Source organism: Psychrobacter sp. UBA6766, assembly GCF_002453355.1.
Classification (GTDB): domain Bacteria; phylum Pseudomonadota; class Gammaproteobacteria; order Pseudomonadales; family Moraxellaceae; genus Psychrobacter.
The window spans coordinates 23987-40169 of sequence record NZ_DKGQ01000049.1 but is presented as its reverse complement, the minus strand read 5'-3'; the positions used below and the strand labels follow the sequence as shown (position 1 = coordinate 40169).

At 42.4% G+C, this 16183-nt stretch carries 13 protein-coding genes; 4 read left to right on the top strand and 9 right to left on the bottom strand.

Annotated features, from left to right (window positions below):
* Positions 1-340, bottom strand: a 340-nt coding sequence (locus tag B4K26_RS10970) for a hypothetical protein (RefSeq protein WP_296245519.1), incomplete at its 3' end; no start/stop codon positions are given.
* Positions 341-547: 207 nt separating this feature from the next.
* Complete coding sequence (acnB, locus tag B4K26_RS10965; RefSeq protein ID WP_296245521.1) at positions 548-3151, bottom strand: bifunctional aconitate hydratase 2/2-methylisocitrate dehydratase; 2604 nt, start codon at positions 3149-3151, stop codon at positions 548-550.
* Positions 3152-3659: 508 nt separating this feature from the next.
* Between acnB and B4K26_RS10960 the strand changes: the two genes are divergently transcribed.
* Positions 3660-4055 (top strand): carboxymuconolactone decarboxylase family protein, encoded by a 396-nt coding sequence (locus B4K26_RS10960; RefSeq protein ID WP_296245518.1) that lies wholly within the window; start codon positions 3660-3662, stop codon positions 4053-4055.
* Positions 4056-4277: 222 nt separating this feature from the next.
* Positions 4278-5321, top strand: coding sequence for a lipoyl synthase (gene lipA / locus B4K26_RS10955; RefSeq protein ID WP_296245515.1), 1044 nt, complete (start codon positions 4278-4280; stop codon positions 5319-5321).
* Positions 5322-5457: 136 nt separating this feature from the next.
* On the opposite strand, the gene B4K26_RS10950 is transcribed toward lipA, so the two are convergent.
* From B4K26_RS10950 to B4K26_RS10940, 3 genes are read right to left on the bottom strand one after another with little or no spacing between them, the layout of a single operon-like run.
* On the bottom strand, positions 5458-7539 hold the full coding sequence (locus B4K26_RS10950) for a TRAP transporter permease (RefSeq protein WP_296245514.1): 2082 nt from the start codon (positions 7537-7539) through the stop codon (positions 5458-5460).
* On the bottom strand, positions 7511-8056 hold the full coding sequence (locus B4K26_RS10945; protein ID WP_296245513.1) for a DUF1850 domain-containing protein: 546 nt from the start codon (positions 8054-8056) through the stop codon (positions 7511-7513). Before B4K26_RS10945 ends, B4K26_RS10950 begins: the two co-directional genes overlap by 29 nt.
* Complete coding sequence (locus tag B4K26_RS10940) at positions 8034-9053, bottom strand: TAXI family TRAP transporter solute-binding subunit (protein ID WP_296245512.1); 1020 nt, start codon at positions 9051-9053, stop codon at positions 8034-8036. Before B4K26_RS10940 ends, B4K26_RS10945 begins: the two co-directional genes overlap by 23 nt.
* Positions 9054-9642: 589 nt before the next feature.
* Between B4K26_RS10940 and B4K26_RS10935 the strand changes: the two genes are divergently transcribed.
* Positions 9643-10029 carry a hypothetical protein gene (locus B4K26_RS10935; protein ID WP_296245510.1) on the top strand — a complete coding sequence of 129 codons (387 nt, stop codon included), beginning with the start codon at positions 9643-9645 and terminating at the stop codon, positions 10027-10029.
* 152 nt (positions 10030-10181) lie between these two features.
* Here the strand turns inward: B4K26_RS10935 and B4K26_RS10930 are convergent, their stop codons facing one another.
* From B4K26_RS10930 to uvrB, 4 genes are all read right to left on the bottom strand, one after another.
* Positions 10182-10559 (bottom strand): hypothetical protein, encoded by a 378-nt coding sequence (locus tag B4K26_RS10930; protein ID WP_296245509.1) that lies wholly within the window; start codon positions 10557-10559, stop codon positions 10182-10184.
* 234 nt (positions 10560-10793) lie between these two features.
* Complete coding sequence (locus B4K26_RS10925) at positions 10794-11864, bottom strand: pyridoxal phosphate-dependent aminotransferase (RefSeq protein WP_296245507.1); 1071 nt, start codon at positions 11862-11864, stop codon at positions 10794-10796.
* Between the two features lie 255 nt (positions 11865-12119).
* On the bottom strand, positions 12120-13172 hold the full coding sequence (locus tag B4K26_RS10920; protein WP_296245505.1) for a pyridoxal phosphate-dependent aminotransferase: 1053 nt from the start codon (positions 13170-13172) through the stop codon (positions 12120-12122).
* Positions 13173-13352: 180 nt separating this feature from the next.
* Positions 13353-15464, bottom strand: a complete 2112-nt coding sequence (gene uvrB / locus B4K26_RS10915; RefSeq protein ID WP_296245503.1) for an excinuclease ABC subunit UvrB — start codon at positions 15462-15464, stop codon at positions 13353-13355.
* Between the two features lie 474 nt (positions 15465-15938).
* Between uvrB and B4K26_RS10910 the strand changes: the two genes are divergently transcribed.
* Positions 15939-16183 (top strand): Dps family protein (locus B4K26_RS10910; protein WP_296245501.1); only part of this gene is annotated, 245 nt, incomplete at its 3' end.

Sequence of the window (16183 nt, the reverse complement as noted above, 5' to 3'; positions counted from 1 at the left end):
GGATTTGACGGCAGGGGTCAAACACTTCGCAGGTAAGTATATTTGTAGCGCTACCTAATTTTATGTTAATAGGCATAGCAGAATCATCTATAGAAATAGGTTGGTTTCCATCATTGACGAACCTAATAGAAATTAAATGAACATTTACAACTTGTTTTTCGTCATATAATATCGTAATCCTATCTTGAATCTCGTTTTCAACACCTACTAACTGTGTGTTTGAAATAATTTCATAGGAAAGTTGCTTTTTGCTTTTTTGCAGAAAATAGATAATGAGTGGTACAGTAATAGCTGCTATCACTGCTAAAAAACCTAATAATATTTCCATTGAAAAACTCATCTTAATGCCTATAACAATTTTATTTCTTGATTATAGATATATTTTAAGAGTTTTGAGTGCAGACGTATGTCTATTACGACAACTCCTGTCGTGATTACAGTTAAATGCATTATTGATATTAAAAAGAAGAAAACCCCGCATCATCACGATACGGGGTTCCTATTTATGTAAGAGCGATAAAACTTTAAAAACGTTTCAATTTAAAGCTTAGGTCAACTGAGCAACGTTAATTTTGTCCGCTTCTTCAGTGTAGTCTTTCATGCGATCGAAGTTCATGTATTGATACACTTCCGCACCCATGCTGTTTAGCATACCAGCGTACTGCTGATATTCGTCATTGGTTGGTAGTTTACCAAGTACCGCCGCTACCGCTGCGAGCTCTGCAGAAGCCAGATAAACGTTAGCACCTTGTCCTAGACGGTTCGGGAAGTTACGGGTAGAAGTCGATACCGCAGTCGATTTCGGCGCGATTCGTGCTTGGTTACCCATACATAACGAACAACCTGGCATTTCAGTACGAGCGCCGGCTTGAGCATAAATGTTGTAGTAGCCTTCTTCCATCAATTGACGCGCATCCATTTTGGTTGGCGGCGCAATCCATAGACGAGTTTTGAGGCTGCCTGCTGGAACGTCTTGTAAAAGTTTTCCCGCCGCACGGAAGTGACCGATGTTGGTCATGCACGAACCGATGAATACTTCATCAATGGTATCGCCTGCGACATCTGCCAATGTTTTGGCATCGTCTGGATCGTTCGGGCAACAAAGAATCGGCTCTTTGATTTCAGACATATCAATCGTCATATCGATAGTATATTCTGCATCTTCGTCAGCACGCATGAGGCTTGGGTTGGTAAGCCACTCTTGCATTTGCTCAACGCGGCGGCTGATCGTACGCGCATCGCCATAGCCTTCTGAGATCATCCATTTAAGCAGCGTGATGTTTGAGTTTAGGTACTCAGTTACTGATTCTTCAGATAACGTGATAGTACAACCAGCCGCACTACGCTCAGCTGACGCATCCGACAATTCAAACGCTTGCTCAACCGTTAAGTCTTCTAAGCCTTCGATCTCAAGGATACGACCATTGAACTCGTTGATTTTACCTTTCTTCTCAACGGTCAAATAGCCTTCTTTGATGGCTTGATAAGGAATCGCATGGACCAAGTCTCGAAGCGTGATGCCAGGTTGACGTTCGCCCACAAACCGCACACGGACAGACTCAGGCATATCTAGTGGCATCACACCAGTTGCGGCAGCAAATGCAACCAAACCAGAACCCGCTGGGAATGAGATACCCATTGGGAAGCGCGTATGCGAGTCACCACCAGTACCAACGGTATCTGGAAGTAACATACGGTTCAACCACGAGTGAATGATACCATCACCTGGACGTAAGCTGACGCCGCCGCGGTTCATGATAAAGTCAGGAAGTGTGTGCTGAGTTTCAACGTCAACTGGCTTTGGATAAGCGGCAGTATGACAGAACGACTGCATCACGAGGTCTGCTTGGAAGCCCAAACACGCTAAGTCTTTTAGCTCGTCACGAGTCATCGGGCCTGTGGTATCTTGCGAGCCGACTGTGGTCATTTTTGGTTCACAGTACATTCCAGGACGAACGCCTTCTAGGCCACAAGCTTTACCAACCATTTTCTGCGCTAGAGTAAAACCTTTACCAGTATTCGCTGGCTCTTCTGGCTTAGCGAATACGTCTGAATGACCTAGACCCATATATTCACGAGCGCGATTGGTCAAACCACGACCAACGATTAATGGAATACGGCCACCAGCACGAACTTCGTCAAGGAGTGTTGGCGAATTTAGCGTAAACGTTGATAATACCTCGTCAGAGTCATGCTTAGTAATTTTGCCTTCATACGGATAAATGTCAAAAACATCGCCCATATTTAGATTATCAACCGCGACTTTTTCGATTGGCAAGGCGCCAGAATCTTCCATAGTATTAAAGAAGATAGGAGCGATATTGTTACCTAATACTAGACCGCCACCACGTTTGTTTGGCACGTTTGGAATATCATTACCCATAAGCCAAAGTACTGAGTTGGTCGCAGACTTACGGCTAGAACCCGTACCAACCACGTCACCAACATAGGCAAGTGGATGACCTTTTTCTTTTAGCGCTTCGATTTGCTTCATTGGACCAATAACGCCCTCTTCGTCAGCAATGATGCCGTCACGAGAGTTTTTGTGCATGGCTAATGAATGCAATGGAATGTCTGGGCGGCTCCACGCATCTTGCGCAGGTGACAAGTCATCGGTGTTGGTTTCGCCAGTCACTTTAAATGTGGTATAAGTGGTCTTCGCTGGAACAGCATCACGGTTTAAGAACCACTCAGCGTCTGCCCAAGATTGAACGACTTCTTTAGCGATCGCATTGCCAGCTTCCGCTTTTTCGGTTACGTCATTGAACGCATCGAATACTAGCAACGTTTTCTTTAAAGCATCAGCGGCTTCTTGAGCCACTTCCGCATCATCAAGCGCGGCAACCAATGGCTGAACGTTATAACCACCTTGCATGGTGCCTAAGATTTCAACGGCTTTTTTCTTGCTGATAAGTGATGAAGTCGCTTCGCCTTTAACGATAGCAGCTAAAAATGCAGCTTTAACATAAGCGGCTTGGTCAACCCCGGCAGGAATACGGTTTTCTAACAAGTCCATCAAGAACGCATCTTCGCCCGCTGGTGGGTTTTTAAGCAGCTCAACCAATTCTGCTACCTGCTTCTCATTTAATGGAAGTGGAACAGTTCCTAGCTCAGCACGTTCTGCGACATGTTTACGATAAGCTTCTAACACAATAGTCGTCCTCGTCGGTTTGGTGACCAGTACATCACGTGAGTAGTCAGAATGACAGCCTACATCGATGTACTGCATTGAATAATTATCTGTGTAATCATAGCTCAAAACGCTCAAAATGTTAATGGTTACGCCGCGAAAAGGCGCAGAATAAAGCCATATTGGACATTTATTATAAAAATAGTACCATCACTAGAGCATATCCTCATTTGAAAAATAGTGATAAAAATGAGAGGAATCGCCGTCAAACAAGAAAAGTAGCGCCGATAATATTAGGATATTACTTAGCTAATTGATGACGTTCGACAAAATTTAGCCCTTTTTAGCCTACTTAAAGGTTTGTCTACTGAATTAAGGTCTCGCCCTACTATAGCTGACGTGGTTAAATAAAAACCCTGTACTTGTTATACTCTTATCATCTAAAAACTCATAAGATGTTTTTCATCAGCGAATTTTTATATTTGACGTGATAAAACCAACTTTACCAGTAAATATTAAGGACAATAACATGGACAATAATGCCAATTATGACAACGGTTTAAAAGTTCGTACCGAGGTCATGGGCGAAGCGCACGTCAAACGCTCGCTTGATTCAGCAACACCATTTACCCAGCCTTTACAAGATTGGATTATCGAACACGCTTGGGGCAGCACGTGGCAAGATGAGTCGATACTGCCGCGTAAATATCGCTCATTAATTACCATGGCTTTTTTAATTGCGCAAAAAAGTCCTGCTGAGCTAAAAGGTCATATCCGAGGGGCGATAAATAATGGCGCCAGTGTCGCTGAAATTCGAGAAGTATTGATGCATAGCCTGCCTTATTGCGGCGCACCTGCCACCCAAGAAGCGTTTCGCGCCGCCATAGATGTGCTAAATGACATGGATATTAATATCAATAAATAAAACTACGGTAAAGCCAAACTTCGTAGTATTCTATCGTTCATGCAAGCCTTTTTGTTCTGCAAAACCTTTATGTTTACAACAGCTTTCTTAGGGTGTGTCCTCATTTTAACGAGATTGTCTAAAAAATATTGACCAAATACCTGCTATAATAGCTTCATTCATAAAACATTCTAATAATGCCAAAAACCCTTATCCTATCAAGGGTTAAGAGAACATTTGATTATGACAAACGCCGTACAAACCCACGTCCCCGCTGCCCGTGCAAAACCAAAAAAAGCCATCCAAGGCGAAAAGCTACGTGGATATGACAAGGTAGCGCGTATCCCAATTAAAGTGATTCCGACCGTTGAGGCGAAGAAAAAGCCTGATTGGATTCGGGTAAAAATGTCGTCACCTGCAGAAGTGGCACGTATCAAAGCTACCTTGCGTGAGCAAAAGCTTTATACCGTCTGTGAAGAAGCGGCTTGTCCGAATTTGCCGCAGTGCTTTGCCGATGGCACAGCAACCTTTATGATTATGGGTGATATCTGTACGCGTCGCTGCCCGTTTTGCGATGTCGGTCATGGTCGTCCCAATGAGTTGGACAAAGACGAGCCACGCCATACCGCTGAGACCATCCAAGGCCTAGGTCTGAAATATGCGGTGATTACCTCGGTTGACCGGGATGATTTAAAAGACGGCGGTGCTGGACATTTTGTAGAAGTATTAAACGAGTCAAGAGCACTTAGCCCAAATTGCTTGATTGAAATACTCGTGCCAGATTTTCGTGGTCGTATGGATATCGCCTTAGACTTATTGACGGAAACACCGCCAGATGTGTTTAACCATAATATCGAAACTGTACCTCGTCTTTATAAAGCTTTCCGTCCGGGTTCTGATTACCAGCATTCATTAAATTTGCTCAAAATATACAAAGAGCGCCGTCCTGATATTGCCACCAAATGCGGCTTTATGGTTGGACTTGGTGAGACCGAAGAAGAAATTTATGCGCTGCTCGATGATTTAAAAGCGCATGACGTTGATATGATTACCGTCGGTCAGTACTTACAACCCAGTAAAGACCATGCCCCAGTCGATCGCTATGTTCATCCAGATGAGTTTCAGCGCTATATGGACTATGGCAAAAAGATTGGTTTCTTTAGTATTTGGGCAGGTCCGATGGTACGCTCAAGTTACTTTGCCGATCGTCAATACTATGGTGAAGATTGCCCCGCACCAATTCGCAGTAAAAAGGCTTTAGAAGCTGAAGGTAAGCTTGGCTGTTAACTAAATGCTGTTATTGCGTTTCGTTTAGTGGTCATCAAACTTGCGTGAGAATGTTTATCTTAAAATATATAAAAGGCGAATAGTAGATATCTACTGTTCGCCTTTTTTATGCTTTTAACGGATGTTCTAAACGAGATTAAACGTTCAGGGGTAACACTGGAGTTTTACTAGTTTTTATATTCAATGCTGCGATAGCGAGAATAATGATACCGCCTATTAAACCTGTGATAAGACCTGGATAGATTAGTAGTAAAGCACCAACGGCCAAAAGGATACGCGTGATTAAATTCATACTGCCTTTAAAATATCCTTCTAATGCTGCACTCAGCCCAATCACACCAATGACAGATGTTACAACAGCCGTAACAATTTCGATGACTGGCGGCAATGGGAATTCTTTCGCTGTAACGGCAAGTCCTGCTGGGTCAATCATTAACATTGCAGGATTATAAATAAACATAAACGGAACGATAAACCCAGCCAGTGCTAATTTTAACGACAGAAACCCTGTTTTCATGGGATCGCCGCCTGAAATACCCGCCCCAGCAAAGGCAGCTAAACAGACCGGTGGAGTGATATTGGCAAACACACCAAAATAGAACACAAACATGTGCGCAGCCAATATAGGAATATTGAACCCTGCTAATGCGGGTGCTGCCATCGTTGCCGTAATAATATACGCAGGGATTGATGGCAAGCCCATTCCTAAGACCATCGACGCCAGCATGGTCAAAATCAAGGTGAGCAATAATGATCCTGCCCCTAAGGTAACAATGGAAGAGGTCATTACCGTACCAAAACTCGTTAAGCTGACCACTCCAATAATAATCCCTACGACCGCACAGGCCGCCATTACCGCTAATGACTGGCGCGCGCCATCTTCTAGTGCGCCTAGAATATCCTTAAAGCTCATGCGCGTCTCAGCTCGTAGCATACTAACCACGACAGTAAAACCAATGGTGTAAGCAGCTGCGTATCCTACCGGAACATTTTGGATTAATAAATAAATGAGAAAAACGATAGGCAGCAGCATATGACCGCGCGCCTTTAACACCTCTTTTACCTGTGGCAGACTCTCTTTCGCCATGCCTTTTAAGTCACGGCGGCCTGCACGAAAATGCACCTGCGCGATGACGCCCAGATAATACAAGATAGCAGGTAATAAGGCAGCTAAAGCGATCGTACTATATGGCAGTCCTGTTGTTTCTGCCATAATAAAAGCACTGGCACCCATAATTGGCGGCAATATTTGACCACCGACTGACGCACTTGCCTCTACAGCGCCCGCAAAATCCTTATGATAGCCAACCTTTTTCATCAACGGAATGGTAAATGCGCCCGTACTGACCACGTTCGATAAGGCTGAGCCATTGATACTACCCATAAAACCGCTTGAGATAACCGCTACCTTTGCTGGGCCGCCTTTTTTATCGCCTGCGAGCGCCAACGCCAAATCATTAAATAGCTGCCCCATTCCAGAGCGTGCCAAGAATGCCCCGAACAAAATAAATAGGAAGATGAATGTGACCGAGGCACCAATGGCGACTGAATACAGCCCTTCTGTTTTTAAGAATAATTGACCAAAAATATCGCCAAAATCATAAGGTCGAGTCAGCAGCCGATCAGGCATAAAATCCATATGGCTGATAAATGGATATAGCAAAAATATCGACGCCAATATCGGCAATATCCAACCTGTAATTCGTCTACTGCCCTCGAGTACACAGATCACTGTGATGATAGAGAACAATACATCCGTTTGATTGGCTATGCCGCCGCGTGAGGTCACAATATCTTGATACTCATAGATAAGATACGCCATTCCAGATAAAGATAACACGAACCAAATCCAGTCGTACCAAGCCACCCGCTTGCGGCTGCTCTTCTTACTGGCTGGAAAAATCAGAAAAATCAATGCAAAACCAACGCCCACATGCACAGAACGCTGTAACAATGATGGCATAGGATTAAAAGTAATATATAGATGAAAAAGTGAATATAAAATACAAATCGTAGCAATGATATATTTTACTGGACCCTGAGAGATATGACGCGTAATTGACTCTCGGTCGTACTTTTCTAATATGGCTTGTGTGAGGTTAGGATCAACATCGTCATCGATATCAGGGCTATCATGAAGGTTCGGTTGCTTTGACAACTTAGCGTTGTCACTAGAGACAGTAGTCTCGCTATTGTGATCCATCACTTGAGAGTTCATGACAAAAATCCTTATTGAATCTATCTATTAGACTATACGATTTGGGCGTAATAATTACTGCAGAATAATCAGGCACCCATTGATGAATTAAAATACGATGATCGGCATAATCAATTTCACCTTTGGTTCGTCTTGAGACCACCCAGTTGAGACTGGGGAGCCTTTCGTTGATTTCATACCCGACATAGCCTGGTTTTTTTACGGGAGCGACATTTTCAGTAGATGGGGTTCCTGCTCCAAAAGCTTGCAAATAAGTGGTGGTTAGCAATAATCCTTGTTTCTCACGAACATATTGCTCCTCCCACCACTGTTTTTCTACAGAATGAATCCAGCGCAATTGAAAATTGGGCTCAACGAAATAACATATCTTCTTATCAGATTCAGCAACGTCATCAACACGCACCTCGATGACAGATTGACGTGCAAAAACTGCCCATAACGTTAAAAAAACTAGCGCAACGATGACTGCTGCGCCAATTGTGAAACTGAAGCGCTTATTTAGCTGATTGCTCTTCATAGTATTTCTTAGCGCCTGGGTGAATAGGAGCGACCATTCCTTCTTGAGCAGTCTCTAAACTGATATCATTGGCTGCTTGATGGGCATTCTTCAATCCATCCAAGTTTTCAAACAGTGCTTTGGTCAGTTTATAGCCATCCTCTTCAGAGATGTCAGAACGAATCAACAACGCATTCATCACGGCGGTTGTTGGAATGGCAGCATCATTACCGTATGTGCCAGCAGGAATCTCGAACGTCTTAAAGTAAGGCTTGTTTTCGATAATTTTTTTGAGTTTATCTTGATTGATGGTGACCAGCTGCAATTTGATGCCCTGCTCTAGCTCTAACAGTGAAGAGTTTGGTAAGCCGCTACTAAAAAATGCCGCTTCAATCTTACCTGCTTTCATCGCATCGGCTGCATCGGCAAAGCCTAGATAGTCGACTTTGACATCATCATAAGTAATACCAAAACCTTCTAACAATGTTCGAGCATTTACTTCTGTGCCAGAACCTTGATCACCAACCGCAATACGCTTACCTTTTAAATCTTCAATGTTTTTGATACCAGATTTTTCTGAAGCGACTATCTGAATCACATTGGGATATAGAACGGCAACTTGTTGAATATTGGTTATCGGTTCTTTAAAGTCTTCAGTGCCTTCAACCGCATTAGTGACGACATCACTAAGTGCCAGCACCATATCGACTTTACCCTGCGTGAGTAGATTGACGTTTTCTACTGACGCCCCTGTGGTTTGGGTCTTAGCATTAACGCCGAAGGTTTTGGCGTAGATTTCTGCTAAAGAAGTGCCAATAATATTATAGGGACCTGATGCGCCCCCTGTTGCGATAGTGACAAACTTTGTTTCAAGCTTATCACTCGACGCTGAAGCAGTAGTGTTGTCAGTGGTAGCGCCATCATTGGTATCAGTCGCGGTATTGTCTGAACAGGCAACCATCGTCATACTTAAAGCAACAATTGCAGCTAGTAGAGGAGTTTTACTAAAAAACGTCATTATTTTCATCCTTGATAAAATAAAGCGAAGTGGATTTATAAAATATTACGCAACCATGTCACCGTAATAGTAACTAATCCGTGTTGATTTATGAGCTTTATATACTATGTTGATACTTGAAAAGTGCAGCGACCCATTTATAAAATAAAAAAGGATCCCTGCAATTAAAACATGGGGTGTCATACATTGCTACATCGTTTTATGCGATATTAAAACCCAAGTCTCATGAATCTTAATGTATTTCTTCAAGTTTGCTGATTTAAGATCATCAAACGTAACTGTTGTTTCGCCAGGCGGTACTAGGTTTCATATTTACAGGTTATTTAATCAGACTTTAAGGGTTTTGTAAACTTTTATGTCCGTTTTACTCAGTTTTAAAGGCAAATCTAATCCTTGTCATGCTACAGTCCGCGAGCAAAGGTTGCAGGGATCAACAAGACTCAATCAGGGAGTTATTGACAATCGATTAACCTTTTTTATTAATTTATAGAAATTACTTGTTTATAATTGTCCATCACTATAATTAGTTTCGATTAAACACAACCTACCAATAATATTGATAACACTCATAAATCTCAAAGGAAAACTTATGAAAAAACTTCTGGCTTCGACCCTCATGCTTGCCACCTTTGCATTAACAGGCTGTGCGACAACCGATGGCAATACTAATGCAGGCAACGCCATTGGCTCGGCAAATGAAATTGGTATGAATATTTTTAAAACTGCCATTGATAATCAATGTCGCAGTCAGATCGAAAAACAAAATGCGTGGCGAATTGCTAGTGTGGCGATGACTGACGCTCAAGAGGAAGAGGTAAAAAGTAGAGTTTGTGGCTGCGTGAGTGAGCAAGCCCCGCAGCAAGTAACCATTGTAGAATTAGGTAATGCGGCGATAGATGCTAGTTATCGAACACAGCTGGTCGCTAGAGTTGTGGCAAAGTCGCTACAGAGTTGCTACGGCAGCATTGTTAAATAAATAGCTGACCAATTGACTTATCGATAGGATTTGTTTGCGCGAAATAAATTGGGTTATCAATTGCATAACCCAATTGATTGATTTAGTTTTTTATTGCTAATTTTATTATTAAGGGTATTTATAAAACATTTACGCTCTTAAAATGGATCAGCTTATAGTTCATTACTAGGATCTGGACGAACGGGCAAAGACGGCGTCGAAGGCAATATTTTACTACGGTGGAAATACTTGGACGAGCCGTCAATTATCTTATCTACTTCTTTGACCAAGGCATGGATGACATCATCATAAACACCATGAAACAACTCGGTCTCAAACGCTGTAAAAGGATGCTTACGCGACGCTGAACTGACTTCTGTCACCCCTTGCTTACTATAAAAAATGTCGACGCGGCCATCGCTATTTAACACACAATTCAGCTCACCACCTTCAAGTGCCATCTCAACGCGCTCAGGCATAAAGATATAATCATCCACATTGGTGAGTTTCTTTTCTACTTCTCGCTTAAAAAACGATTTAATATCAAACATATATACACCCTTTGTCTTAAAATTTTAAAAACTTTTAGCACGGCTATTTTTATGATCGTTGTGCAGCATATTTTTTATGCTTGTTAGATCGTGCTTTATTAACCTATCGTATAAGCTGAGCTGATATTTTTTAAGACAGAATATGTAAAACTGCGTTTGATGTTGGTAAAAAAGCAAGGTTGCCATCTAAGCATTGCTCTTTTTTGATAAATTAAATCATACGATTTGGTGCAATCACACCCAACCTCTTTCACGAAATAACTGTAACGCCTCAATAACGACCGTCATCTCTTCTGGCGTTCCCAATGTAATGCGGTTAAAACCTGGGATAGAAGAAAACTCACGACCAACGGCAATACCATGTTTACGCATTCTATCGATATAGGTTTGCACATCGCCATTTACTTCATAAAAAATAAAATTGGTTTGCGAGGGTAAATAACGCAGCCCCAGCTCATCGAGCGCCGTCTCCATCATTTGCCTTGCTTGATTGGTGGTTTGTAAACTGTGCGTCAAAAATGCTTCGTCTTCTAGCGTCGCTATTGCCGCGACAGCACCTAATAAGTTGATATTGTCTGTAGACATTAAAGACCCAGTTTCTGCAACCATCTTTGGATTTGAAATCGCATAGCCCACACGCAAGCCTGCCAAGCCAAACAGTTTTGAAAAGGTGCGAACGACAATTAGGTTATCTGATAGCCCCTGCTTTACCCATTCAACACCACTCTCAAAACCTGGCTCTGTAATATAGCCAAAGTAGGCTTCATCCAATAAGAAGTAGTGGTTTTTTGGCGCATGTTGCAACCAGGATTTGAGTTTGTCCTGTGCCGTAATGATTGCCGTTGGATTGTTAGGGTTACACAGATAAAATAGACTGATACCGTCAAAGGCAGCGGCAGCTTTTTTTAGGTTAGCAAAGTCTAAATCATAGTTATCGCGAGTTAATGGCACTTTGACCACTGGAATACCAAGAGAAAGCGCACATAGCTCTGCACAGCCAAAAGTCGGGTCTGGAATGATGAGTTGAAATCCTATGTCTGTTTTCAAGGCTTTGTCATGCAGCATTTGTACGACCGCTCTGATACTTTCAATCGAACCATTGCCCAGTAAAACCTGTTTTTCAGCGACGCCATTGATAGCAGCAACTTTGCTCAATAGCGTGGTGCGATGTTTATCAGGATAGCGAGCACCGCCAGCTAAGGCATTAGTGATGGCTTGTTTGGCAGAGTCTGCCATGCCTAAGGAATTTTCATTGAAGTCTAACTTGAGTAATTTATTACTGTTGTTATCGATATTATTATGCATATAGATAATCTGCCTAAGTCGTCCATGAGTGAGAAAGCGCATGCAGCTGCTTCACATCATATTAAGTGGCATTTATCATAATTACAAGTTATCTAATAGCAAATTATTAGTTATAAATTAACACCGATAAAGTGTTGTCCTTATGCTTCTATTGCTTCAATTTAAAATTAAGTATACTTATTTGCTTTAAAAAAAGGGAAACTGCATATTAGGCAACTTCCCTTTATAATAGTTAAACTACAGGGTTTGGCTCACTCATACCCAGCCTTTCTCACGAAACATTTTTAAGGTTTTCATAAATACTGCCATCTCATCAGGCGTACCAAGTGTTAAACGATTAAAGCCTGTGATAGGTGCAAACTCACGCCCAACGGCGATACCATGTTCGCGCATTCTATCGATATAAATTTGCACCTCGCCTTTTATTTCATGAAATATAAAGCTGGCTTGCGATGGCAAGTAGCGTAAACCAAGCTCATCGAGTACCTGCTCAACCATCTGGCGCGATTGATTGGTGGTGCGTAAGCTCAATGCTAAAAACGCCTCATCATCTAAGGTTGCAAGCGCTGCTACTGCACCTGCTAAGTTAGTATTATCGACCGATATAAATGCCTCGAGTTTGGCAATCATTTGCGGGCTTGCGACTGCATAGCCAACGCGCATTCCTGCCAGCGCGCACAGTTTTGAGAAGGTTCTGACAATGACAATATTGTCAGAGCGCTGCTCTTTTATCCATGCAATCCCACTCTCAAAACTTGGGTCGGTGACATATTCTGAATAGGCTTCATCTAATAAGAAATAGTGATGCTTTGGAGCATGTTGTACCCATGCTTCTAATTCGTCCGTAGCGGTAATCGTCGCCGTTGGATTATTAGGATTACACAGATAAAACAAGCTGATACCATCGAAATCATCCGCGGCTTTTTGCATCGCTTGTAAGTCAAAAGCATAATTTTCAGGCGTTAGCGCTACTTTTATCACCGGCACATCGATAGAAACTGCGTACAATTCCGCATAAGCAAAGGTTGGGTGCGGCACAATTAATTGAAAATTCCTGCCCTCTCTTAAGGCTCTGTTTTGTAGCATTTGTACGACAGTGCGGATATTTTCACTGGAGCCGCTACCTAGAGAAATTTGACTTTCATTCAGGCCATTGATTTTGGCAACTCTGGTGATTAAAGCTGCGCGTTGGTCGTCTGGATAACGAAAACCAATGGCTAACGCATCAATTACAGCTTGTTTAGCCGTGTCTGACATACCAAGTGAGTTTTCGTTAGAGTTTAACTCTAGTAAGTTGTTGGTAAGCACAATAAATAGTACGCCTAATTGCTATTAATTCTAATACTAGGATATCAGATATAACGATACATAGTTCACTGTATCAAATATCCTCGGTAGCATAATCCATAAAAAAGAGTGAGCGCCAAACCAGGCCACTCACTTTCTTCAGATTACATACAAACGGTTAAATAAAGCTGCCTCATATCATTAAATCAAATGTGCTTTCAATTCCAATACTTTATCACGCGTTTTTGCCGCTTCTTCAAACTTCAATTCCCGTGACATTTGCTGCATTTGTTTTTCAAGACGCTTAATTTCTTTGGCGAGCAAATCAGGGCTGCGCAAAATGCTAATATCGACATCAGGCAAATTACTCTTGACTGGAATCATCTGATTGTCGTTAGCATCCAAATCATCACCCGTATCGATTTTATCGGTGATGCTACGGCGCGCGCCTTTTGGGGTGATGTTATGCTCAAGGTTAAAGGCCACTTGTTTTTCGCGGCGACGGTCAGTTTCCTCTATCGCTTTTTCCATACTAGGCGTGATACGGTCGGCATACAAAATCGCTTTACCATTTAAATGACGCGCAGCACGGCCGATGGTCTGAATCAAAGAGCGCTCAGAACGCAAAAAGCCTTCTTTATCAGCATCAAATATCGCCACCAATGACACCTCAGGCATATCAAGTCCTTCGCGCAAAAGGTTAATACCGACTAATACATCATGGACGCCCGTTCGCAGCTCATGGATAATCTGCATACGCTCAACCGTATCGATATCTGAGTGTAAATAGGCAACTTTGACATCGTATTCTTTCAAATAACTGGTCAAATCTTCTGCCATGCGTTTGGTCAAAGTAGTGATTAAGACACGTTCATCAAGCTCACGGCGTTTGGTAATCTCTGACAACACATCATCAACTTGTGTCAAAACTGGACGAATCTCAATCTCCGGGTCAATCAAACCCGTTGGGCGCACGACTTGTTCAACCACTTGTTCGCTATGCTCAAGCTCGTATTGGGCAGGCGTCGCACTCACATAAATGGTCTTAGGCTTGATACGCTCCCACTCTTCAAACTTCATCGGGCGGTTATTCATCGCACTTGGCAAACGAAAACCGTAATTGACCAAGTTTTCTTTACGCGATCTATCGCCTTTATACATTGCACCAATTTGCGAAACCGTCACGTGCGACTCATCAAGGAACAGCAGCGCATCTTCTGGAATATAATCAAACAAAGTCGGCGGGGCTTCCCCTGACGGACGACCAGAAAGATGCTGCGAGTAGTTTTCGATACCGTTACAGTAACCAAGCTGCTGAATCATCTCAAGGTCATACTGGGTGCGCTCTTTAAGACGCTGCGCCTCAACCAACTTATTATTGTCGCGGAAATACTCGAGACGCGGCTCAAGCTCCTCACGAATGGTATGGCTTGCTGCTTCTAATTTATTGCGCGGCGTCACATAATGCGATTTCGGATAAATGGTAATTCGCGGCACGCTTCGGACGGTTTTGCCTGTTAACGGGTCAAACCACGTGATTTTTTCCACTTCATCATCAAACAGATGAACCCGAACCGCCAATTGCTCAGATTCCGCTGGATAAATATCCAATAATTCGCCGCGTAGTCGATATGTACCGCGGCCAAAGTCGAGCTCGTTACGGTTATATTGCATCTCAACCAAACGCTTAATGGTCGCCGTGCGATCGATTTTATCGCCAACCACCACATGCAAAAGCATTTTTAAATAACTTTCTGGATCGCCCAAACCATAAATGCACGATACGGAAGCAACGATAATCGCATCACGGCGCTCAAGCAACGCTCGCGTCGCTGACAAGCGCATTTGGTCAATATGATCGTTAATGGCGCTGTCTTTTTCAATAAAGGTATCGCTAGCAGCAACATACGCTTCTGGCTGATAATAGTCGTAATAACTGACGAAATACTCAACGGCGTTATTAGGGAAAAACGCTTTAAACTCACCATATAACTGCGCAGCAAGGGTTTTATTGTGCGCCATAATAATAGTCGGACGTTGACACTCAGCGATGACCTTGGCCATGGTATAGGTTTTACCAGAGCCAGTGACACCCAGTAATAACTGCTCATCCATGCCTGAGTTGATGCCTTTGACCAACTTTTCGATGGCTTGTGGTTGATCGCCTGCAGGTTCAAAGTCGGTGACCATCTCAAAGGCGCGGCTTGATATTTGCGTTCCAGACGCATTGACACCACTGATTTCAGCTTCGCCTTGCAGCTGAGTGGCCAATTGGTTTAACTGACGCGACGAGCGCGGTTCAGGCATTCGCATAATGGCTTTCTTCCTGATATTTATAAAAGGTTATAAGAGGTAAGGTTTATAACAATATGGGGTCTAAAGTGCAGTTTTTAAAGGATAATTGCCGGTCTTATCCATCAACTTACGCGTTACCTGTCTGCCTATTTAACCATTGGAATAAGAGTTAAATTGGGCATCGCTTCAAATTTAAAATAGATACTAGGAAACTCATTATCTTAAAACGGCTACCGATAAAACAGCGTTTATTATTTATAAAAAACGCACAGAATGGTAGTTACCTTTACAAAGCTTTTCATGATTAACAAAGTCGTTACACGACCACTTACTAAAGCCTAAAACATAGGGGTTTAATCATTTCGATAAGTTGCTACTATGAGTACTGAATTAATTAGCAAGCAGTATGAATAGTAAGTAATAAGTACAATCAACAACATGCTTAAAAGTTAATCTAACATCTAATAAAAACTTAAAATAATGGAGTAAATTATGAGAGAACGTTACGCAAGTGGTATTGATGATGAAACAGCTAAAAAAATGGTCGATCTGTTAAATTCTAATTTAGCAAATTTGATTGATTTAAGTATGGACAGTAAGCAGTGCCATTGGAATTTACAAGGTACTGGTTTTATTGGTGTCCATCAGTTATTGGATGAAACTTATGAGCGTCTGACTGAGGCGTTTGACACCGTTGCAGAACGTATCGTTATCCTTGGTGGTAAAGCCAATGGTAT